A 22,722-nucleotide genomic window follows, 5' to 3' on the forward strand; every position below is an offset into this window, starting at 1 on the left:
CCTGGCAACAAAAAAAAGAAGCCCTCCTCATAAAGGCTTCTCTTACTTTTTTCATAATAAATTTTGTTTGATATGGAAATTCTCTTTCTTACCCTTCAATTCCCACACATTCCCGAATAATGCAGCCATCGTTCTGATACCAACTACATTCTCCACAGATATCTTCCAGGATCTCTTCTTTCATTTCCTCCCGGATTTTTCCGATCAGGCTCTGATACTCATACTCCTTTTCTTCCAAATGAAAATACTGAAGCACCTTCTCATCGATTTTTTTCACATGGTCCTGCCCGCGACACTGATTTTCACCCAGCTTGTTCGGACATTTTTCACAAAGGCTGTCCGTATCTCTTTTCAGACAAATTCGGGTCGGGGTTGGCTTGCGAAGAATGTCTGTAATTTTATCCATATTCTCCACAAACTGAGGGCTATAACCCCGACCTTCGTAACTTTGCGTACATAACAAATGATGAGGGCGTAATATAAGATTCATTTCGAATCACCTTTCTGTGTTCTTCTGGAATAAAGTATACCTTACGCCCTCTCAATTGTCAACCTTTATATCTTTATGGTTTACATTTCATCTTGCCATCTTATAAATCTGAATCATATCATTCTTCTTCAAAGGAATCACACTTCCATTTGCACCACCTGTCGCACGTTCACAGCTTTCTGCCATCTGCTCGATCTGCGCGTCTGACGGGATTATGCCCAATTCTTCCATAGATGTCGGCATCTGAACCGAACGATAAAATGCTTCCATTGCCTGAATTCCTTTTTCAATTATTTCTTCTGTATTTCCTGTTTTTTCAATATTAAATACATTGCACGCAAACTTTTCAAATCTTTCCGAAGCTGCATGACTCACATATCGCGCCCAGCTTCCCCAAATTGCTGCCAATCCGGCTCCATGTGCCACATCAAACATTCCACCCATCTCATGTTCCATATTATGAGTAGCCCAGTCGCCTCCGTCCGTTCCACAACCTGTCAGGCCATTATGAGAAACACTTCCGGCCCACATGATCTCTGTTCTGGCTTCTAAATTCTGAGGATCTTCATGAAGGATCTTCGCATATTTCATAACCGTACACATCAACCCTTCTGCAATGGCATCTGTTAGTTCCATGGTATCTCCACCGGTAAAATAACGTTCCATCGTATGCATCAGGATATCTGCACATCCACTCTCTGTCTGATAATCCGAAAGAGATAATGTCAACTCTGGATTCATAATGGCAAATTTCGGTCTGGACAGATCATCATCATAAGCTCTCTTTTCTCCGGTCCGCTCATTGGTAATGACAGATCCCATACTGGTCTCACTTCCCGCCGCCGCAATCGTAAGTACGGAAGCTACAGGAAGGCATCTCTCTGCTTTTCTCACATGTTCGAACAAGGTCCATACATCTTTTTCCGGCTCAGCCAATCCGTAAGCAATTGCCTTTGCCGTATCAATAACCGAACCACCTCCTACTGCCAGTAAAAAATCTGCCTCTATCCGTTTTCCAACTTCAATTCCTTCATATACTTTCGACAGATGCGGATTTGGAACCACACCACCCAACAATTCGTACTCTACACCGGCATTTTTCAGGGACTCTGTCACTTCCTCTATCAAACCACTCTTGACCGCATGTCCACTACCATACACTACAAGTACTTTACTTCCCTGATATTTTCGGATATAATTTCCGGTTTCTTTATGGGTTCCTGTTCCAAATACAACCTCTGTCGGGGAATAATACGTAAAATTCTCTGCCATTGTTTTCTCTCCTTTTTCTACTTCTTACATTTTCTTTTTCTATTTTATTTTTCCTCTTTTTACAGCTCTGCTTTTAGATGTTTCTCAGAGGATTGTCTCTCGACTCACTTCTATCTTACCAGAAAAATGCCCTTGAAAATATCATTTTTATAAATATGGAGCTTACTTTTATTCAGGCCGAAAACACAATCGAGCTGATTGATGGAAAAAGAGCCGATCACGAACATTGCATTCATGAACAGCTCTTAAAGCAGTGCTTATTTTACCAAAACATTTCATAAATATGTAACTACAACGCCAGGGGGATTTCGCAATCTACGCCCACTGCATTGAGACTGCCAGACGATCCCGGATCTTCAACCCGAGAATTGCCGCAACCACGGCTTTAATAATTGCAGTCGGAATAAACGGAATCACACATGCTGCTACCGCTGTAGTAACGGATGCGTGCATGATCGCGCAGAACATTACCACACCGATCACGTAATTTGCAACGGTTCCAAGTATGAGAAACAAAATAAACATTCCAGTCTGTTTTCTCTTCTCCACACCAACTCCGATCAGCCATGCCATGATTGGGAATGAAATCAAAAACCCACCGGTTGGTCCTACCAGATTCTGGATTCCACCGCTAAAACCGGCAAATACCGGAAGACCAATAGCTCCAAGTAATATGTAAACCAAGATGGAAAGCCCACCTCTCTTTGATCCAAGAATCACTCCCGCTAATGTAACCGCAAATGTCTGCATTGTCATTGGTACTCCCATTGGCATAGGGATTGAAATCTGTGCCATTACAACAGTCACCGCTGCCATCAATGCAATACAACAGATATCCTGTACTGAAATTTTCGCTTGTTGCATCCTCAAAACTCCCTTCCTTTTCCTTCTGGTAAAAGTATATCGGATGCTTCTTCGATTGTCTACTTTATTATTTCGTCAGTTGACATTTCGTATAGTTCCATAACTTTTACCTATGATTCACTCTAGCTTTTCCCTCAGATTTATTTCCTTTTTTCTCACGGATTTCCATACAGGTACTTTCCCGCTGCTTCCGCTGTTTTTACCAGATAAGCCATAGCCTCTTCCGGATATTCTCCCACTGCGGTTTCTCCGGTCAGCATCAGCGACGCTGCACCATCTGCCACCGCATTATAAATATCCATCACCTCTGCCCGGGTCGGCACCGGATTTTTTATCATGGACTGCAGCATCTGTGTCACTACCATAAATGGTATCTGTTTTCTGCAACATGCAGCCGCAATCTTTTTCTGTACCACCGGAAGTTCCCACAGCGGATAGGCCTGTCCCAGATCTCCTCTGGCAATCACCACCGCATCCGTTTCTTCCAGAATTTCTTCCAGTTTTTCGACTCCTCTTTTATTCTCAATCTTAGCATGGATCTGAATGTTCTCTGCCCCGCACTCCTTCAATGCCTGTCGGAGATTTTGAATATCCTCTTTTCCACGCACAAATGGCAGCATCACATCTGTCACACAGAAACTTTCTGCTACTTTCAGATTTTCCAAATCTTCCGGAGTCAGCGTCGGAGAGGGTACTTCCACCTGTTCCAGAGCAATACTCTTCCGACTTCCTACCTCACCACCACGAAGAACCCTGCACATGATCCGGCTTCTGCTCTTTTTGCTCTTTTTGCTCTTTCTGTTCTTTCTATTCTTCTCATCTGTCTTTTCCGTTACCTTTTCAAACAGTGTCACTTCTATATCCATTTTATCTGTTAACGCTTTATCTGCCGGCTCGTCATACACTTTCTCCACGACTTCCAACCGTACCGTTCCGTCATTGAGCAAAAGGGCCTGTCCCTTTTGAAGGTATGCTTCAAGTATCTCCGGAACCGGAATCACGGGAAGCACACTTCCTAAAGCCTCTGCCTCTGAAATCATGACCTCAGAATTTTCTGATTCTGAACTTTTCGACTCATTTCCACATGGATCCAACAAAAGGGCCTGTCCCTTTTGAAGAAATAACGTTTCTTCCAGATTTCCCAGGCGAAGTTCCGGACCTTTCAGGTCAATTAACAATCTGGCAGCCATTCCAAGTTCTGCCTGCGCCTCCTGATACGCCAAAATCCATTCTCTGCACTCTTCCAGATTTTTATGGGACAGATTCAGACGGATCCCGGTCATCCCAGCTTCCAACAGTGCTTTCAATTGTTCTCCAGTATGACAGTTCGGTCCAAAGGTTCCAAAATATTCCATCTATATCACTTTCTTCCTTCCAGTTCTTTCTTTTTCAGGGGCTCTATTCCAATCCCAGTTCTTTCAGATTTACCAGCTTTTTGTCCAGTTTCTTTAATTCACTGCCGTCAATCGAATAAGACTGATGTTTTCCTTCTGTCACATGGATATTGATCGTCTCAGCCTCCCCATATGTAATGTGATTCATATGGTCATTCAAAATTTCCAGGAGCAATTCATATACCTTTTCTCTTAACTGATTTTCATCCGGAAACGGTGTCCCCTTCAATGCTTCTTCCGTCACTTCCGTCGAATACTTATCTACTTTCTGTTCCAGTTCCTGATCAACCCCCTGAAACATAGAGTAGGGCTCTACACTCACTTCCACGTTATAGCCACCCTTCTCTTTTTTCTTTCCATTTACAGTAAAACGTACGGTTTCCAGCTCCTTTTGAAAAAACTGCCGGTACTGTTCTTTCAGATCATCTGAAATCTGCAGATCTTCCAGTGCCTTCATACATTCGTCAATTCGTTCCGTGTGAAGATTCTGCGCTTCACTCTGGGAACATTTCGTCAGATGAATATATTTTGCATAATCTCCTTTGTATGTGGCATTCAGGACTCCTTCCACATATCCTTCCACATTATTTCTGCTGCATCCTGTCAGGAACAAAACCGCCATAGCCAATAACAGCACACCTTTTATGATCTTCTTTTTCATTCATTCTCCCCTTTTCCAGATCTTTCCTGTATCTCTGCTTTTTATTCTATCAAATTCGCTCCTATGGTGCAATCATTGTCCCCGCAGAACAGCAAAACCAGCCATCTTTCGATGACTGGCTTTGTTCGTTTCGCTATGATTAAATATAAGTTGTCATTAAATGTAATACATATTCTGACCATAATCCCGACGTTCCAGATAATCCTTCACCAGATCTTCCAAAGTCAGGTTCTGCAAAACCTGATCCAACTGAGCATTGACCCGATTGATCAACAGGTTCTGAATGGTATCCGTAATCTCAGGGCAACTACTCTTTTCCTGCATCTCCTGATCTTCCAGACGATAAGTTCCGTCCAGAGCTTCCAAAATCTCTGCCACTGCGATGTCTTTCGGATCCCGGTTCAGCAGATATCCGCCCTGTGGTCCTTTGATGCTTTTCACGATTCCGGCACGACGAAGGCTTGCAAAAACCTGTTCCAGATATTGCAGAGAGATTCCGTTTCTCTCTGCAACACTGTTCAATGCCACACGATTATCTTTGGAATTGACCGCCAGATCAATCAATGCGGAAATCCCATAACTGCTTTTTTTTGAAAATTTCATTGCATTCCCAACTTTCTTTCCAGATTATTCTACTGCTTTGAATGCCTCATCCAGGTCCTGAATGATATCATCGATATTCTCAGTTCCGATAGAAAGACGGATGGTATTTGGCTTGATTCCCTGATCCAACAGTTCTTCCTCTGTGCACTGGCTGTGTGTAGTAGTTGCCGGATGGATTACCAGAGACTTCACATCTGCCACGTTTGCAAGCAGTGAGAACAGTTCCAGATTATCAATGAAATCTTTGGCTTTCTGAGCATCTCCCTTGATTTCAAATGTAAAGATAGATCCTCCGCCATTCGGGAAATATTTTGCATACAGTTTCTGCTGTTCCGGGTCTGCGGATACAGACGGATGATGTACTTCTTCTACCTGCGGATGATTCTTCAGGTATTCCACAACCTTCAGTGCATTTTCTACATGACGTTCTACACGAAGAGACAGTGTCTCAAGTCCCTGAAGGAAGAAGAAGGAGTGGAACGGAGAAATGGTTGCTCCTGTATCTCTTAAGAGGATTGCACGAATCTTTGTTACAAATGCTGCCGGTCCGACTGCCTTTGTAAAGCTGATTCCATGATAACTCGGATTTGGTTCTGTCAGGGATGCGAATTTACCGGATCCTTCCCAGTCAAATTTTCCGCTGTCCACGATCACACCACCGATGGTTGTTCCGTGTCCACCGATGAATTTTGTTGCAGAATGTACCACGATATCTGCACCGTACTCGATCGGTCTTACCAGGTATGGAGTTGCAAATGTATTGTCCACTACCAGCGGGATCTTATGTGCATGAGCAATTTTTGCCAGACCTTCGATATCTACGACATCAGAGTTCGGATTTCCGAGAGTCTCGATGTAAACGGCTTTTGTATTTTCCTGAATGGCTGCTTCTACTACTGCCTCATCAAAAATGTCAACAAATGTTGTAGTAATTCCGTACTGTGGCAGAGTATGTGCCAGCAGGTTGTAGCTTCCACCGTAAATGTTCTTTGCAGATACAATGTGGTCACCGTTCTGAGCCAGGTTCTCAATCGTATATGTGATTGCTGCTGCTCCGGATGCTACTGCCAGTGCTGCAACACCACCTTCCAGTGCTGCCATTCTCTTTTCGAAAACGTCCTCGGTCGGGTTTGTCAGACGTCCGTAAATGTTACCGGCATCAGCCAGACCGAATCTTGCTGCTGCGTGATCACTGTTTCTGAACACATAAGAGGATGTCTGATAGATCGGCACTGCTCTTGCATCGGTAACCGGATCCGGCTGTTCCTGTCCTACATGAAGCTGTAATGTCTCAAATTTAAAATTTCTTTCTTCTCTTGTAATTTTCTTTCCCATGACGTAATCCCTTTCTCTCTTATCGCTTCTCCTGATTTTGCGAATTTATTCTTATTATTTCTTCATTTCCCAATCCATCTGCAAACATCTCTGAAATAATGTACTCTCTATCTCCATTCTTGCAGATCCGCAAGAAATGTTTTTACTTCTTTTGTAATTATTCTGCGAATAATGGTGTAGAATAATATCTATCTCCATTATCCGGAAGCAATGCTACGATTGTCTTTCCTTCATATTCCGGACGCTGTGCCAGTTTTACAGCTGCCTGTAAAGCTGCTCCTGAAGAGATACCTACCAGGATTCCTTCCTGTTTTGCGATCAGCTTTCCGCCTTCAAACGCTTCCTCGTTTTCAATAGTAATGATCTCATCATATACCTTTGTATTCAAAACTTCCGGTACGAATCCGGCTCCGATTCCCTGAATCTTATGCGGACCACCTTTTCCTTCGGAAAGAACCGGAGAACTTGCTGGCTCTACAGCTACGATCTTCACATCTGGATTCTGTTCTTTCAGGTACTCTCCAACTCCTGTTAAAGTTCCACCGGTTCCTACACCTGCGACAAATGCATCAACTTTTCCTTCTGTATCTGCCCAGATCTCAGGACCTGTGGTTCTTTTATGCATTGCCGGGTTTGCCGGATTCACAAACTGTCCCGGGATAAAGCTGTTCGGGATCTCTTTGGAAAGTTCTTCTGCCTTTGCGATTGCTCCGGACATTCCCTTTGCTCCTTCTGTCAGTACCAGTTCTGCTCCGTACGCTTTCAGGATGTTTCTTCTTTCTACGCTCATCGTCTCCGGCATGGTAAGGATGATGCGATATCCTTTCACTGCTGCGATAGACGCAAGTCCGATTCCTGTATTTCCTGAGGTTGGTTCGATGATCACAGATCCTTCTTTCAGGATTCCTTTTTCTTCTGCATCTTCGATCATCGCTTTTGCAACACGATCTTTTACGCTTCCAGCCGGATTGAAGTATTCAAGCTTTACCAGAACTTTTGCTTTCAGTCCAAGTTCTTTCTCGATATTTACCACTTCTACCAACGGAGTGTTTCCAATCAATCCAAGTGTTCCCTGATATACCTTAGCCATCTTTTATTCCTCCTTATTCCTACCGAATAGATATGTTTTCTATGAATTGATTGTATTATATTCCTATAAAACATATTTGTCAACTATATTTTATAGGTTTTTTCATTTTTTCTTTTTTACTTTTTTTCCTGCTCGGCTGTTCCTGAACCTTTTGCCGCTTTTCAGATTATGCCGGCTTTCCGGCAGAACCATTGATTCACTTATCCTTTTCCCAACGATTTTGAGACTGTGACTGCTCCAGAAGATCTGCCACCGTTACTCCATCCACATATTCCCGGATTACATTCCAAAGCCCTTCCCAGAACGGAAGCGTCGTACACTGAGACGCTCTCTCGCACTGATTTGGCTCATCATCCAGACAGGCGATAGGAGCGATACTCCCTTCCGTTGTCCGAAGCACATCCCCCACGGTGTACTCTTTCGGATCCTTTGCCAGTCTGTATCCACCGTTGTTTCCCCGATAACTGCGGACATATCCTGCTCTTGTCAGAAGCGGCATGATCTGTTCCAGATATTTCAGCGTAATCCCCTGTCTCTGCGAAATATCTTTCAGTCTGATATACTCACTTTCATCGGCATGTGCTGCCAGATCTACCATGACACGCAATGCGTATCTTCCTTTTGTTGATATCTTCATATTCTTTCACCTCTTAACGAACTATACTTAATTTATCATATTTCAGAAGCAGAAACAATAAGAAAACCTACCTGAAAGGTATGTTTTTAGGAGAACTTCCTTTTTCATACCTTCCCGGCAGGTTTTCTGCATTTCGATATTCCTGTTCACTGTCCGCAACGTCAGAAGTCATCTTGCATCAAATGCATGTTTTTCTTCCTTACACAGACATTGGAAACCAATTACATAATTTTCCGGAACAGAGCTTTCAGATCTTCTACACTGGCATCTTTCGGATTTCCAGGTGCGCAGGCATCTGCATATGCAGACTCAGCAAGGAACTGAAGATCTTCTTCTTTGATTGCTTCCAGTTTTGTCGGAATTCCAACATCTACAGACAGTTTACGTACTGCATCGACTGCTGCTTTTCTGTATTCCTCTACCGACATCTGGTCTACTCCTTCTACTCCCATTGCTCTTGCAATCTCTTTGTACTTTTCTCCGGTGCATTCAGCATTATACTCCATTACGATCGGAAGCATCATTGCGCAGGCAACACCATGTGGGGTATCATAAACTGCTCCAAGTGTATGTGCCATAGAATGTGCGATTCCAAGTCCTACATTTGAAAATCCCATTCCGGCGATATACTGGCCAAGTGCCATACCTTCCCGTCCTTCTTTTTCGTTGGCAACTGCACTTCTCAAAGACTTGGAAATCAGCTCGATTGCCTTAATATGGAACATATCGGTCATTTCCCATGCTGCTTTTGTGGTATATCCTTCGATTGCATGTGTCAGAGCGTCCATTCCGGTAGAAGCAGTCAGTCCCTTTGGCATGGATGACATCATCTCCGGATCCACTACTGCGATCACCGGCATATCATGCGGGTCTACGCATACGAATTTTCTCTTCTTTTCTACATCTGTAACAACGTAGTTAATGGTAACTTCTGCTGCCGTTCCTGCTGTAGTCGGTACTGCAATGATCGGAACAGACGGATTCTTGGTTGCTGCAGTTCCTTCCAGGCTTCTTACATCTGCAAATTCCGGATTTGCAATGATGATACCGATTGCCTTGGAAGTATCCATGGAAGATCCTCCACCGATTGCTACGATATAATCTGCACCTGCTGCCTTGAATGCCTCGACTCCATGCTGTACATTTTCGATGGTCGGATTTGGCTTGATATCAGAATACAGCTCATATTCCAGTCCTGCATCTTCCAATACCTTTGTCACTTTGCTGGTCACATTGAACTTGATCAGGTCCGGATCGGAACAAACCAATGCTTTCTTCAGTCCTCTTACCTTTACTTCTGCCGCAATCTCCTGAATTGCTCCTGCTCCGTGAAATGATGTCTGATTCAGATTAATTCTGTTTGCCATAACTTTCAACTCTCCTTTTTTATGTACGTCCTTTTGTTTGACTATATTATAACAATCTCTTTCTATAAAAAGAAAGTGACAAAGCAGGTCTTTTGTAACATTTGCATGTTACACTTTTCCTGTTTTGTCACTTTACATTCATTTTCAACAAAGCTTCTTGTCTTTCTTTTCACAAAAGTTCCAATTTTCGGAACAACTCTTCTAATTTTGCCGGCATTGCTGTCACCAGATTTTGTGCCATCTCCTCCGGTGTCTCCTTCATCGGGCCAAGCACCCACTGTGTCGTCATATAAACAGATCCCTGACAATACATTTCCAATAGAAAACGTATCTCCTTTGACAAAGGCTTTTGGGTTTTTTGGCAGATCTGGTTTTCATAGAATCCCAAAATCAACTGAAAATCATGATCTTTCAGGCAATTCTGGGTATCATTCCGGAACGCAGCCTTAAAAAAGAGTTTTTCTTCTTCTATATAATGGAACTTGTTCACCAGACCTTCATAGGCCGTCTTTCCCTCTCCCATATGCTGAAAAGATTCCAGCAAAATCCGGTCAAAATACCAGTTAATCAGGTCGTATTTATCCTGAAAATGGCGATAGAAGGTCTGTCTGGTGGTCTGACACTCTGCCACGATTTCCTTGACCGTGATCTTTTCTACAGGCATCTTCCTCATACAAACCTTCATCGCATCTGCAAGACGGTACTTCATTGCGTCTTGTTTCTTTTCCTGTTTTGTCTCTTCTTTCCACGCTTCCATTTCCATAGAATTCGCCCTCTTTGCATGATTTTGTGCTTCTGCATCTATTTTATCAATTTGTGCCGGGAATCTCAATTCTATTGCGTGGAATTTCTGTTTCTTTTTATTTCTGTTCTGCTTTTTTTGCGGATTTTTCTCCAGCCTATTTCTGCATTTTCTGCTTATGCATTTTCCTGATTCTGTGCTGCCAGCTCTTCCAGAATGATTCCATGCTGTTTCCGATTCAGTTTATAGCACAGAAGAAGAACAATTGCAACGGCTGCCAGGATAACAGGCATCAGGTTCATACAGATGTTGATCATGCGAAGAGAACTTTCACTCTGCTCTACATTCGGAACATATCCGGCTGCATTTACCAGAATTCCAAGAAGGAACGGTCCGACTGCACCACCTAATTTGTTCATGAAACTGGTGCTTGCATAGACAAATCCATCGGTACGGATTCCACTCTTCCACTGTCCATATTCTACGGTATCCGGGACCATTCCATAGATCAGTCCTGTAACCAGTCCGTTTGCTGCATTGCTGACACAGAGCAGAACCATCATCACGGTAGAACTCATTGTCTTCGGGCTTGCAAAGAACACGATCAGGTTTGAAACAACCATCACTGCATATCCAAAGATACAGGTATAGTTCTTCTCTTTAAAGATCTTTAACAGGTAGAATCCGAAGAATGCTGCCAGTCCGGACAGGATTCCTGCCAGTCCGAAGTATATACTTGCCAGTCCCGGATTGTTCCAGGTATAAGTAAAGTAATATGTTGCAACCGTGCTTCGACCATAGTTCAGGAATCCATAGGCAAAGAAGCTTACCAGGATGATCAGAAGCGGCGGGTTCTTTGCGATTACACGGATCAGTTTGCTGAATTTGATCTTCTGGCTTGCCGGCGGATATACTACTTCTTTGGTTCCCTTACAGCAGATGATTGCAAATGGAATTGCAAAGATACAGATTGCGAACACTGCCTTCACATAACCTCCGGCCATATCTCCGCTTGCTCCACCGAATTTTGCTACCAGCGGAAGAACCAGACTGCTTGCCAGTGCGGATGCAAAGGAAGAAACCAGAATACGGTTACTTGCAAATTTGGATCTTTCATTTGCATATGGGGTTACACAGGAGTTCAGTGCTCCGTACGGGATATCCCACATGGTTGCAAATACAACTGCCAGTACATAAAGAACACAGGCATAGGTCGTTCTCGCCGGTGTGCTCCAGGTCGGATGCGCCCAGAAAAGTAAGGTTACGGTCGGAACCAGTAAAATTGCTCCCGTCATCATCCATGGCCGATAACGTCCCCAACGGGATTTGGTATTATCCGCCAGAAGTCCGATCAGCGGATCGTTGATTGCGTCAAACGCACGAACTGCCAGGAACAGAGTTGATACGGCAACCATCGGCACCATTGCCACGTCTGTCAGGAAGTACATCAGATAAGAACTGACGATGACCCAGCACAGGTTCATCGGAGCTCCTCCTAATGCGAAAGCTACCTGCCGTTTAATCGACTCAGAGCCATGGTAATAGGTTTGTTCCTTTTGATTATTTTCCATAAAATAGATTCTCCTTCCACATTTTGCGGATGACAGCATTTGCGGATAATCCCGTCATCTCATTCCCTCCCGATCCACCGACCGGCAACCACATTTTCATCTTTTGTGAAATATTTACACAATACTCTTGCTTTTATCTTGTAATTTAGACTATCATAACAATGAGGAATAAGCTAATAGCTCTTTTTTATGCATTTTACATTCTTTTTGGTTATGGCATCGTAAAAAAATGTGAAAAAAGCACAAAGAAGAAGACCGGAGGTGTATGATGCGTTTAGTACAATTAGAGTATTTTATTAAAATAGCAGAATGTGGTTCTATTACAAAAGCCGCTCAGGAACTTTATGTCAGTCAGCCAAGTCTGACGAAAGCAATCGCCAGTCTGGAGGCTGAATATGATATCAAACTTCTGGAACGGACATCCAAGGGTGTGCGGATGACTGCGCGCGGCAGCGAATTCCTGGAATATGCAAAAGATGTTATCAGTTCCAGTCAGAAACTGGAGGATGTATTTGGCAAAAAAGATTCCGTTCCGATCCAGAGGCTTTGTATTGCCAGCCAACAGTTTGACTTTCTCTACGACCTTCTGAAATCCGTCTGCCGGGAACATCAGATGATGGTCAACGTGATGATGGCAGAAGTAGACAGAGGAACGGTGCTGAAGCGGGTGAAGGGAAGAACTGCGGATATCGGCATTCTGATTCTGACCGACTCTGATAAGAAGGAATTTGAACAGGAGATTAAAAAGAATGCTCTGGAAGTCCATGAAATGGCAGATTCCGGCGTCTATGTCTGTATGGCATCCCGCTCTCCTTTCTATCACAGGACCGAAGTAAAATCTTCTGAAATTTCCGACTATCTTCATGTAGCTCTCGATATGGATGACCAGTTAATCCGGAAAATGTATCTGGGGGATCTGCAAAACAGTGTGGACAATGAACAATTGATCTGCTGCAATACCATCAGTGCATGTCTCTATTTCATGCGGGAGGCAGGAGCTCTTCTTTATATTCCAAAATGGGTAAAAGGGCTTCTGGAAAAAGAACCGGATATCCATGTCATCCCCTTAGTAAAAGATGACGGAAGTGCCTATCCACTGGTCAACCATCTCGCCTGGGTCAAGCGGGAAAATGAAGAACTGACGATCCCAGAGCAACGTTTTGTGCATCTTTTAGCAGAAAAAGTTTCAGAATGACTCTGGTATGCATTTCAGTTATACACTGTGTATAATTTTTATGAATTTGAATTACATTTTCTGTGCAGTTATAATAAGACTTGCGGAACAACAAATCGTAACCTCTTGCTTTTACAAGAAAGAAAGGATGGAATGTTATGGCGAAAGTACATTTAGAAAGTGTTCCGGATCTAATGAAAAAGGCCGGAGAAATTCGTAAGGATATTGCACGGAGCGCGCGTTATGCAGGAAATGTTCATATCGGTGGACCAATGTCCGCTGCCGATATCGTAACTGCTTTGTACTACAAGTATTTAGGTTTCGATCCGGAAAATGTGGAAGATCCGGAAAGAAATATGTTTGTTTTGAGTAAAGGACACAATGGAATCCTGCTCTATTGCATTTTCTGTGATATGGGTATGTATCCATGGGAAGAATTATTTGATTATTATAACAAGATCGGTCATACTTTCGGTGCTCACCCGAACCGCAAGCATGTTCGCGGAATCGAAGTCTCTACCGGATCTTTGGGACATGGTCTGAACTGGAGCGTAGGTTTTGCTCATGCAAACCGAAATGAAGGCATTGATTCCAGAATCTACTGCCTGTTGGGAGACGGCGAAATGGAAGAAGGATCCAACTGGGAAGCAATCATGTATGCAGGTTCCCACAATCTGGACAACATTGTTGCAATCGTAGACAACAATCACTGTTCTGCTTCTTTCCTTGCCGGAGAGAACATGAAATGGCAGTGGAACTCTATGGGTGACTGCTTCCGAAGCTTTGGATGGGAAGTCTATGAAATCGATGGAACCGATATGTATGCCATCGACGAAACACTCGGCAATCTTCCGCCTGTTGATCTTAAGAACCCCGGAAAACCAATCTGCATCATTTCCAACACCACCAAAGGACAGGGCGTATCCTATATGATGGAACGCAGCTACGCTTGGCATATCGGTGGACTGGACGATGACAAACTGGCTGAAACAGAAGCTCTCATTGACGTATATACTGAAGAGCAGTTGAAAAGGAGGGGATAGAAATGGCAGGTTTTACATTTAATATTACCGATATGGCTGCTATGATGAACGCCAAAGATATCGTGACAAAGAAAATTATTGAGATGGTAAAGACAAATCCGAAGGTTTGCTACATCAACTCTGACGGAACCGGACATGCCGGACCGCTCCGTGACTTATATGAGGAATTCCCGGACAGGGTTCTGGACGTCGGAATCGCAGAAATGAACCTGGTAACCGTAGCTGCCGGACTGGCAAGAAAAGGCTACATCCCATTCGGACAGGCATTCGGACCGTTCCTCTGCGTCCGTGCTCTTGACCAGATCCACAACGATCTGGCATACAACGACCTTCCGGTTCGTCTGATCGGTACCCACGGCGGACTTTCCTCCGGCTATGGTCCGACTCATAATACCATCGTAGAATTCGGTGTTATGAACACCATTCCGAATATGACCATGATCGCCCCCTGCGATGCAAATGAATGTGTCAAGATGCTGGAAGCTTCCCTGACCTATCCGGGACCGATTTATATCCGTATCCCACGAGGAGAAGAACCAGCTGTTTATACCGATGATTTCGACTATGAAATTGGAAAGGCAATCACCATTAAAGAAGGAAAAGATGCCACCATCATCGCAACAGGATCTGAGGTTCATTTCAGTATCCAGGCTGCAAAAGAGCTGGCGGAAGAAGGCATTGATGTAGGAGTCATTGACATGCATACTCTGAAACCGATCGATAAAGACGCCATCATCAACGCTGCAAAGAAGACCGGCGTGATCATCACGGCTGAAGATCACAACACATTAGGTGGTCTGGGAAGTATGGTTGCCGATGTTCTGATGGAAGCAGGAGTTCCGGCAAGACTGAAGAAGATCGCTATCCCGGATACTTTCGTAAGCTTTGGTTATCCGGAGGAAATTTATCCTCATTACGGATTCGACGGACCAGGTATCGCTAAAACTGTCCGTGAATTTCTTTAGAAGTAATCCTTCCAAATAGATACCCTCTTATTTCAACAGGAAGAACCCTCAATCGGTCGGGTTCTTCCTGTTTCTGTTTTTTCTCTCTCCACTCCAAATTGAGAGAGTCTTTTTCACTTTTGATTCTGAGCAGGTCATTAGCAAACCAGAACGCATTCTTCCAAGAAGGAAGATTCAATGCTTTCATTCCTTTTATTTTCAAGGGTTTAAAGGATTTTTATCAACACGTTTTGTCCTATAATTCGAATTTCTGCGTAAAAGTAAAAGAAAAAAGACCAACATTACTGTTGATCTCCCAATAAATATGTACCTTCAAAATCACATACAAAGAACTCTTTCATCCATTCTCCTATCACCTGTTTGGTTATGCCCTCGACCTATTAGTAACAGTCAGCTCCATGCATTACTGCACTTCCACCTCTGCCCTATCTACCTCGTCGTCTTCAAGGGGTCTTACTAACTTCACGTTATGAGATATCTCATCTTGAGGGGGGCTTCACGCTTAGATGCCTTCAGCGTTTATCCCTTCCCGGCTTGGCTACTCTGCTATGCTCTTGGTAGAACAACAGATACACCAGCGGCCAGTCCATCCCGGTCCTCTCGTACTAAGGACAGCTCCTCTCAAATATCTTACGCCCACGCCGGATAGGGACCGAACTGTCTCACGACGTTCTGAACCCAGCTCGCGTACCGCTTTAATGGGCGAACAGCCCAACCCTTGGGACCTACTTCAGCCCCAGGATGCGATGAGCCGACATCGAGGTGCCAAACCACTCCGTCGATGTGAACTCTTGGGAGTGATAAGCCTGTTATCCCCAGGGTAGCTTTTATCCGTTGAGCGATGGCAATCCCACTTTATACCACCGGATCACTAAGTCCTACTTTCGTACCTGCTCCACCCGTCGGTGTCGCAGTCAAGCTCCCTTCTGCCTTTGCACTCTTCGAATGGTTTCCAACCATTCTGAGGGAACCTTTGAGCGCCTCCGATACCCTTTCGGAGGCGACCGCCCCAGTCAAACTCCCCACCTGACATTGTCCCCCGACCCGATCAGGGCCGCTGGTTAGAAACCCAATACTGCAAGGGTGGTATCCCAACAGCGACTCCCCAACAACTGGCGTCATTGGTTCCTAGTCTCCCACCTATCCTGTACATGCAATATCGAATCCCAGTATCAAGCTGGAGTAAAGCTCCATGGGGTCTTTCCGTCCTGGCGCAGGTAACCAGCATCTTCACTGGTATTTCAATTTCACCGGGTGCATTGTTGAGACAGTGCCCAAATCATTACGCCTTTCGTGCGGGTCGGAACTTACCCGACAAGGAATTTCGCTACCTTAGGACCGTTATAGTTACGGCCGCCGTTTACTGGGGCTTAAGTTCAAAGCTTCGCTTGCGCTAACCTCTCCCCTTAACCTTCCAGCACCGGGCAGGCGTCAGCCCATATACCTCACCTTTCGGTTTTGCATAGACCTGTGTTTTTGCTAAACAGTTGCTTGGGCCATTTCTCTGCGGCCTGTCACCAGGCACTCCTTCTCCCGAAGTTACGGAGTCATTTTGCCGAGTTCCTTAACAATGCTTCTCCCGTCGGCCTTAGGATTCTCTCCTCATCCACCTGTGTCGGTTTACGGTACGGGTATTTTATGAACAATAGCGGCTTTTCTTGGCAGTTAGCTCACACGCTTCCTTACTTTTATTTCAGTCCGCATCACGTCTTCTCCTTATGAGGCGGATTTGCCTACCTCACGGATACCTCGCTTGCACCGGTCTTTCCATTCCCGGCTCGTGCTCTCTCCCTGCGTCCCCACAGTTCTGTCATAAAATAGTACAGGAATTTCAACCTGTTATCCATCGACTACGTCTTTCGACCTTGCCTTAGGCCCCGACTTACCCAGAGCAGATCAGCTTTACTCTGGAAACCTTAGATATTCGGCCGGAAGGATTCTCACCTTCCTCTCGCTACTCATTCCGGCATTCTCTCTTCCATACAGTCCACTACTCCTTCCGGTATAGCTTCTTCCCGTATGCAATGCTCCTCTACCAATCTTCTAAAAGATTCCTAGGCTTCGGTAGTGTGTTTCAGCCCCGGACATTTTCGGCGCAGGACCTCTCGACTAGTGAGCTATTACGCACTCTTTGAATGTATGGCTGCTTCTGAGCCAACATCCTAGTTGTCTTCGAAATCCCACATCCTTTTCCACTTAACACACATTTTGGGACCTTAGCCGTAGGTCTGGGCTCTTTCCCTTTTGACCATCCAACTTATCTCGGACAGTCTGACTCCCATACAGCATCTACACGGCATTCGGAGTTTGATATTCTTTGGTAAGCTTTGACGCCCCCGCGGAAATTCAGTGCTCTACCTCCGCAAGACTCGTATGAGGCTAGCCCTAAAGCTATTTCGAGGAGAACCAGCTATCTCCGGGTTCGATTGGAATTTCTCCCCTATCCACACCTCATCCCCACCCTTTTCAACGGATGTGGGTTCGGTCCTCCATTGCCTTTTACGGCAACTTCAACCTGGACATGGATAGATCACCCGGTTTCGGGTCTACTCCGTCTGACTTCTCGCTCAGTTAAAACTTGGTTTCCCTTCGGCTCCACACCTGCAGTGCTTAACCTCGCCAGACAGCGTAACTCGCCGGACCGTTCTACAAAAAGTACGCGGTTCCGCCAATAATGCGGTTCCACAGCTTGTAAACATATGGTTTCAGGTTCTCTTTCACTCCCCTCCCGGGGTCCTTTTCACCTTTCCTTCACAGTACTATGCGCTATCGGTCACTAAGTAGTATTTAGCCTTACGGGGTGGTCCCCGCTTATTCAGTCAAGGTTTCTCGTGTCTCGACCTACTCTGGATCCCGCCTTGTCAACTCGTCTTTCGCTTACGGGGCTTTCACCCTCTCTGGCTGGCTTTCCCAAAACCATTCTGCTAAACTCATTGAATCAATTCCGCGGTCCGAACCCCAGCATGCACGCACACTGGTTTGGGCTCTTCCGTTTTCGCTCGCCGCTACTCACAGAATCACATGTTGTTTTCTCTTCCTCCGGCTACTTAGATGTTTCAGTTCACCGGGTTCCCCTCCTAACGTTATGTATTGGCGTTAGGATACTTGAGGTCTTCTCAAGTAGGTTTCCCCATTCAGAAATCTCCGGATCAATGGATATTTGCTCCTCCCCGAAGCTTTTCGCAGCTTATCACGTCTTTCATCGGCTCTTAGTGCCAAGGCATCCACCATACGCTCTTTTTAGCATAACCAACTTGCTTTGATTCACGGGAATGAATCTCAGCCACACATGTATAGCGTTACATGCGTTGGTAATAGTTCAATTGTTTCAGTTCGTTTTCTTCGAACAAGTTAATGTTGTTAACATTACCTCGGATGTCTTGATATTTCTATCTTATCTTTGTATGCGATTTTCAAGGTACATAAAGATGCGAGCGCGTCGATTGTGACAACTTGCTTGTCTAGCACTTTGCTTTTCGATGCATTGGCATGTCATGCCAGAGCGATAAACCGTAGGTTTAGAGCTTCGCATCACATCTTCTCATTTCATTGACTGAATTTATCAGTCATTAGAAACCTGAACACTTTTAGAACTTCTTCTTTTCTTCTCGTTCAACTCTCTAATCACTGGTAAAACCAGCTATCCGAACAGCACTTCCCTGCTGATGGGGTTGACCTCAGGCTCCCCTCTTTTCTTCAGTTGCCTGTGTCTGTATCTATGCATAAATGTCCAGCAGCGAATCTGTTCTTTCGTTCATTCTTTTTCAATTTTGGCGGCCACCTACTCTCCCACACCGTTACCAGTGCAGTACCATCGGCCGCTTGAGGCTTAACCATCGTGTTCGGGATGAGAACGGGTGTTTCCCTTAAGCGCATCGCCACCAAAAACCTTTCAGTCTTTGATAACTAAACAATAGACAACAGCACTCTCTACTTTTTCTTCCGTTTTAGTTGGATTGTTCCAGACGAAAGAAATATTTCTTTATCCTTAGAAAGGAGGTGATCCAGCCGCACCTTCCGATACGGCTACCTTGTTACGACTTCACCCCAGTTATCGGTCCCACCTTCGGCAGCTCCCTCCTTACGGTTGGGTCACTGACTTCGGGCGTTACCAACTCCCATGGTGTGACGGGCGGTGTGTACAAGACCCGGGAACGTATTCACCGCGACATTCTGATTCGCGATTACTAGCGATTCCAGCTTCATGTAGTCGAGTTGCAGACTACAATCCGAACTGAGACGTTATTTTTGAGATTTGCTCGGCCTCACGACTCTGCTTCCCTTTGTTTACGCCATTGTAGCACGTGTGTAGCCCTGCCCATAAGGGGCATGATGATTTGACGTCATCCCCACCTTCCTCCAGGTTATCCCTGGCAGTCTCTCTAGAGTGCCCATCCTAATTGCTGGCTACTAAAGATAAGGGTTGCGCTCGTTGCGGGACTTAACCCAACATCTCACGACACGAGCTGACGACAACCATGCACCACCTGTCTCGAATGTCCCGAAGGAAAGGCGACATTACTCACCGGTCATTCGGATGTCAAGGGCAGGTAAGGTTCTTCGCGTTGCTTCGAATTAAACCACATGCTCCACCGCTTGTGCGGGTCCCCGTCAATTCCTTTGAGTTTCATTCTTGCGAACGTACTCCCCAGGTGGACTACTTATTGCGTTTGCTGCGGCACCGAATGGCTTTGCCACCCGACACCTAGTAGTCATCGTTTACGGCGTGGACTACCAGGGTATCTAATCCTGTTTGCTCCCCACGCTTTCGAGCCTCAACGTCAGTCATCGTCCAGTAAGCCGCCTTCGCCACTGGTGTTCCTCCTAATATCTACGCATTTCACCGCTACACTAGGAATTCCACTTACCTCTCCGACACTCTAGATCAACAGTTTCCAATGCAGTCCCGGGGTTGAGCCCCGGGTTTTCACATCAGACTTGCTGTTCCGTCTACGCTCCCTTTACACCCAGTAAATCCGGATAACGCTTGCCCCCTACGTATTACCGCGGCTGCTGGCACGTAGTTAGCCGGGGCTTCTTAGTCAGGTACCGTCATTTTCTTCCCTGCTGATAGAGCTTTACATACCGAAATACTTCTTCACTCACGCGGCGTCGCTGCATCAGGGTTTCCCCCATTGTGCAATATTCCCCACTGCTGCCTCCCGTAGGAGTTTGGGCCGTGTCTCAGTCCCAATGTGGCCGGTCACCCTCTCAGGTCGGCTACTGATCGTCGCCTTGGTGAGCCGTTACCTCACCAACCAGCTAATCAGACGCGGGCCCATCTTGTACCACCTCAGTTTTTACCCCTGCATCATGTGATGCTGTGGTCTTATGCGGTATTAGCAGTCATTTCTAACTGTTATCCCCCTGTACAAGGCAGGTTGCCCACGCGTTACTCACCCGTCCGCCACTCAGTCACAAGATCTTCATCTCCGAAGAAAATCAAATCAAGTGCTTCGTTCGACTTGCATGTGTTAAGCACGCCGCCAGCGTTCATCCTGAGCCAGGATCAAACTCTCGTATAAAGAACTTAGGCTTTGTTCTTTGAAGCCTTATGTTCGTTTACGCTTCGCATGTTCTTAGTGAGGTCTCCCACGAACTTAGAACTGTCGAAGCTTCTTCGTTTGTGTCCAGTTCAAAATCAACCTTCTGGCTAATTCTTCCCTTTTTACTGTTGTTTGGCATTGAACACTTGATGAGGTTCTTCACGAATCTAGTGTGAAAGCCGTTCGGCTTCGCCGAACTTCCTCGTGTCCAATACGTTCTTGAATTTTTTCTCTTATAAGAAATTTTCAAGGGTTGTTGTCTATTGTTCAGTTATCAATGTTCTTTTTCTTTGCTGTGCTCTCACGAGTCAGCCTATTTAGGTTATCACATCCGCAGCTTTCTGTCAAGAACTTTTTTATTTTTCTTTTTCAGGTTCTCATCTCAGCTCTTCGTCTCAACCACTGTCGATCACCCGATCCGTTCTGTTGTTCCGACTTGCTGTTAGCTGTCTGCCTCAGCGACGTGTTATATCTTATCATTCTAATTTTGAATTGTCAATGATTTTTCTGTTTTTTATTTAATTCGCACAATTCAGACAATTTAGATTAAATCCAGCACTTCACTGATACTATTTACACCTACTAATTTTATTCCAGAAGTATCCTCTATACTCTTTAGCGATACCTTCGGAAGAATACAGGTTTCAAATCCAAGTTTTCTTGCTTCCGCTACTCTCTGCTGCGGCATGTTCACTGCCCGCACTTCTCCGCTAAGTCCTACTTCTCCAAACACTATGGTCTTTTCATCAATCGGACGATTCTTATAACTGGACACAATCGCCAGTATCAGTCCCAGATCTATCGCCGGTTCATTCATCCGGATTCCTCCGGCAATATTTACATAAGCATCATAATCCGATATATGCAGTCCGATTCGTTTTTCCAGAACTGCCATCAGTAAATTAACACGATTATAGTCTGTCCCCGTTGCCGTTCTCCGTGGCATTCCGAAATTGCTTTTACATACCAATGCCTGAATCTCAATCAGAATCGGACGCGTTCCTTCCATAGAACATGCTACAACCGAACCGGATGCATTTTCCGGCCGCCCATTTAACATATATTCCGATGGATTCTGTACTTCCCAGAGTCCGTCACCTCGCATCTCGAATACACCAATCTCGTTTGTGGAACCAAACCGGTTCTTTACTCCCCGCAAAATTCGATAAGATGCATGGCGATCCCCCTCAAAATATAAGACCGTATCTACCATATGTTCCAACACACGGGGACCTGCCACTGTCCCTTCTTTCGTCACATGTCCTACAATAAAGATAGAGATTCCCAGTCCTTTTGCCAACTGCATCAGCACATTTGTAGATTCACGCACCTGAGAAACACTTCCGGGAGCTGATCCCACTTCTTCATTGTACATGGTCTGAATGGAATCAATGATTACTGTTGCAGGTCTCTTCTTTTCTATTACACTTCTTATAATATCCAAATTGGTTTCACACAACAGTTTTAATCGATCCGAAAATTCTCCCATACGATTGGCGCGCAATTTGATCTGCGCCAAAGATTCTTCTCCCGAAATATAGAGCACGTTCTGCACTTCCGCCAGATGCTGACACACCTGCAACAAAAGCGTTGACTTTCCGATTCCCGGATCTCCTCCAACCAGAATCATTGAACCCGGCACGATTCCTCCTCCTAGCACCCGATCCAGCTCCTGAATTCCTGTCTGAACGCGAAGGGTATCATCCAACTTCACTTCTGATAGTCCCAGCACCTGCATTTCACTGTCCAGTCGGGCTGCTGCCACCGATTTTGAAGTTGTGATCTTCTCCTCTACAAATGTATTCCATTCCTTACAGGCAGGACATTGCCCTAGCCATTTATTTTCTTCATGTCCACAATTCTGACAGAAATAAATGCTCTTTTTCTTCGCCATTGTTTTCCCTCGCGTTATTTCCCCTGTTGGTTCTTGTTACTTAGTATAGAAAAGAAGCTGTCAGATCAGTCTTT

16 protein-coding genes and 3 rRNA genes are annotated in these 22,722 nt (G+C 45.0%); 3 read left to right on the forward strand and 16 right to left on the reverse strand.

The genetic code is table 11. The annotated features are described in order from the left end of the window. Nucleotides 1–88: 88 nt before the first annotated feature. The 12 genes from KGMB01110_RS03525 to KGMB01110_RS03580 form a co-directional block, all read right to left on the reverse strand. The gene (locus KGMB01110_RS03525) at nucleotides 89–490 is read right to left on the reverse strand and encodes a DUF1284 domain-containing protein (protein WP_119297578.1); all 402 of its coding nucleotides are present in this window, start codon (nucleotides 488–490) and stop codon (nucleotides 89–91) included. A gap of 87 nt (nucleotides 491–577) precedes the next feature. Continuing rightward, entirely contained in the window at nucleotides 578–1,762 is a 1,185-nt protein-coding gene (locus tag KGMB01110_RS03530; protein ID WP_119297579.1) for an iron-containing alcohol dehydrogenase, read from the reverse strand. 315 nt (nucleotides 1,763–2,077) lie between these two features. Continuing rightward, nucleotides 2,078–2,626: a biotin transporter BioY gene (locus KGMB01110_RS03535; protein ID WP_119297580.1), complete on the reverse strand. Its 549-nt coding sequence runs from the start codon at nucleotides 2,624–2,626 to the stop codon at nucleotides 2,078–2,080. Nucleotides 2,627–2,781: 155 nt separating this feature from the next. Beyond that, nucleotides 2,782–3,981 (reverse strand): pyruvate kinase, encoded by a 1,200-nt coding sequence (locus KGMB01110_RS03540; RefSeq protein WP_119297581.1) that lies wholly within the window; start codon nucleotides 3,979–3,981, stop codon nucleotides 2,782–2,784. A gap of 43 nt (nucleotides 3,982–4,024) precedes the next feature. Further along, a complete protein-coding gene (locus KGMB01110_RS03545; protein WP_119297582.1) occupies nucleotides 4,025–4,681 on the reverse strand; it encodes a hypothetical protein in 657 nt (218 codons plus the stop codon). 156 nt (nucleotides 4,682–4,837) lie between these two features. Continuing rightward, the gene (locus KGMB01110_RS03550; RefSeq protein ID WP_117604064.1) at nucleotides 4,838–5,284 is read right to left on the reverse strand and encodes an RrF2 family transcriptional regulator; all 447 of its coding nucleotides are present in this window, start codon (nucleotides 5,282–5,284) and stop codon (nucleotides 4,838–4,840) included. A 24-nt stretch (nucleotides 5,285–5,308) separates the two neighbouring features. Next, nucleotides 5,309–6,619 (reverse strand): O-acetylhomoserine aminocarboxypropyltransferase/cysteine synthase family protein, encoded by a 1,311-nt coding sequence (locus KGMB01110_RS03555; RefSeq protein ID WP_119297583.1) that lies wholly within the window; start codon nucleotides 6,617–6,619, stop codon nucleotides 5,309–5,311. A 157-nt stretch (nucleotides 6,620–6,776) separates the two neighbouring features. After that, entirely contained in the window at nucleotides 6,777–7,709 is a 933-nt protein-coding gene (gene cysK / locus KGMB01110_RS03560) for a cysteine synthase A (RefSeq protein ID WP_117604062.1), read from the reverse strand. A 196-nt stretch (nucleotides 7,710–7,905) separates the two neighbouring features. After that, a complete protein-coding gene (locus KGMB01110_RS03565) occupies nucleotides 7,906–8,346 on the reverse strand; it encodes an RrF2 family transcriptional regulator (RefSeq protein WP_117604061.1) in 441 nt (146 codons plus the stop codon). A gap of 221 nt (nucleotides 8,347–8,567) precedes the next feature. Then, nucleotides 8,568–9,713, reverse strand: a complete 1,146-nt coding sequence (gene fucO, locus KGMB01110_RS03570; protein ID WP_117604060.1) for a lactaldehyde reductase — start codon at nucleotides 9,711–9,713, stop codon at nucleotides 8,568–8,570. A gap of 169 nt (nucleotides 9,714–9,882) precedes the next feature. After that, nucleotides 9,883–10,470: a TetR/AcrR family transcriptional regulator C-terminal domain-containing protein gene (locus KGMB01110_RS03575; protein ID WP_117604127.1), complete on the reverse strand. Its 588-nt coding sequence runs from the start codon at nucleotides 10,468–10,470 to the stop codon at nucleotides 9,883–9,885. 161 nt (nucleotides 10,471–10,631) lie between these two features. Continuing rightward, entirely contained in the window at nucleotides 10,632–12,026 is a 1,395-nt protein-coding gene (locus KGMB01110_RS03580) for an MFS transporter (protein WP_158555726.1), read from the reverse strand. Between the two features lie 265 nt (nucleotides 12,027–12,291). Between KGMB01110_RS03580 and KGMB01110_RS03585 the strand changes: the two genes are divergently transcribed. The 3 genes from KGMB01110_RS03585 to KGMB01110_RS03595 all read left to right on the forward strand — a co-directional run bounded on the left by KGMB01110_RS03585 (nucleotide 12,292) and on the right by KGMB01110_RS03595 (nucleotide 15,208). Continuing rightward, nucleotides 12,292–13,221, forward strand: coding sequence for a LysR family transcriptional regulator (locus KGMB01110_RS03585; protein WP_117889080.1), 930 nt, complete (start codon nucleotides 12,292–12,294; stop codon nucleotides 13,219–13,221). A gap of 137 nt (nucleotides 13,222–13,358) precedes the next feature. Further along, a complete protein-coding gene (locus KGMB01110_RS03590; protein WP_117604057.1) occupies nucleotides 13,359–14,243 on the forward strand; it encodes a transketolase in 885 nt (294 codons plus the stop codon). Nucleotides 14,244–14,245: 2 nt separating this feature from the next. Then, entirely contained in the window at nucleotides 14,246–15,208 is a 963-nt protein-coding gene (locus KGMB01110_RS03595; RefSeq protein ID WP_117604056.1) for a transketolase family protein, read from the forward strand. A gap of 360 nt (nucleotides 15,209–15,568) precedes the next feature. Here the strand turns inward: KGMB01110_RS03595 and KGMB01110_RS03605 are convergent. From KGMB01110_RS03605 to radA, 4 genes are all read right to left on the reverse strand, one after another. Further along, nucleotides 15,569–18,459, reverse strand: a 23S ribosomal RNA gene (locus KGMB01110_RS03605). Nucleotides 18,460–18,976: 517 nt separating this feature from the next. Then, nucleotides 18,977–19,094 (reverse strand): 5S ribosomal RNA (rrf, locus tag KGMB01110_RS03610). Nucleotides 19,095–19,200: 106 nt separating this feature from the next. Further along, a 16S ribosomal RNA gene (locus tag KGMB01110_RS03615) occupies nucleotides 19,201–20,733 on the reverse strand. The 16S, 23S and 5S rRNA genes sit together here, the layout of an rRNA operon. 562 nt (nucleotides 20,734–21,295) lie before the next feature. Beyond that, nucleotides 21,296–22,648 (reverse strand): DNA repair protein RadA, encoded by a 1,353-nt coding sequence (gene radA, locus KGMB01110_RS03620; RefSeq protein ID WP_119297585.1) that lies wholly within the window; start codon nucleotides 22,646–22,648, stop codon nucleotides 21,296–21,298. Nucleotides 22,649–22,722 lie beyond the last annotated feature (74 nt).

It is taken from the genome of Mediterraneibacter butyricigenes (assembly GCF_003574295.1).
GTDB classification, from domain to species: Bacteria; Bacillota; Clostridia; order Lachnospirales; family Lachnospiraceae; genus Mediterraneibacter_A; species Mediterraneibacter_A butyricigenes.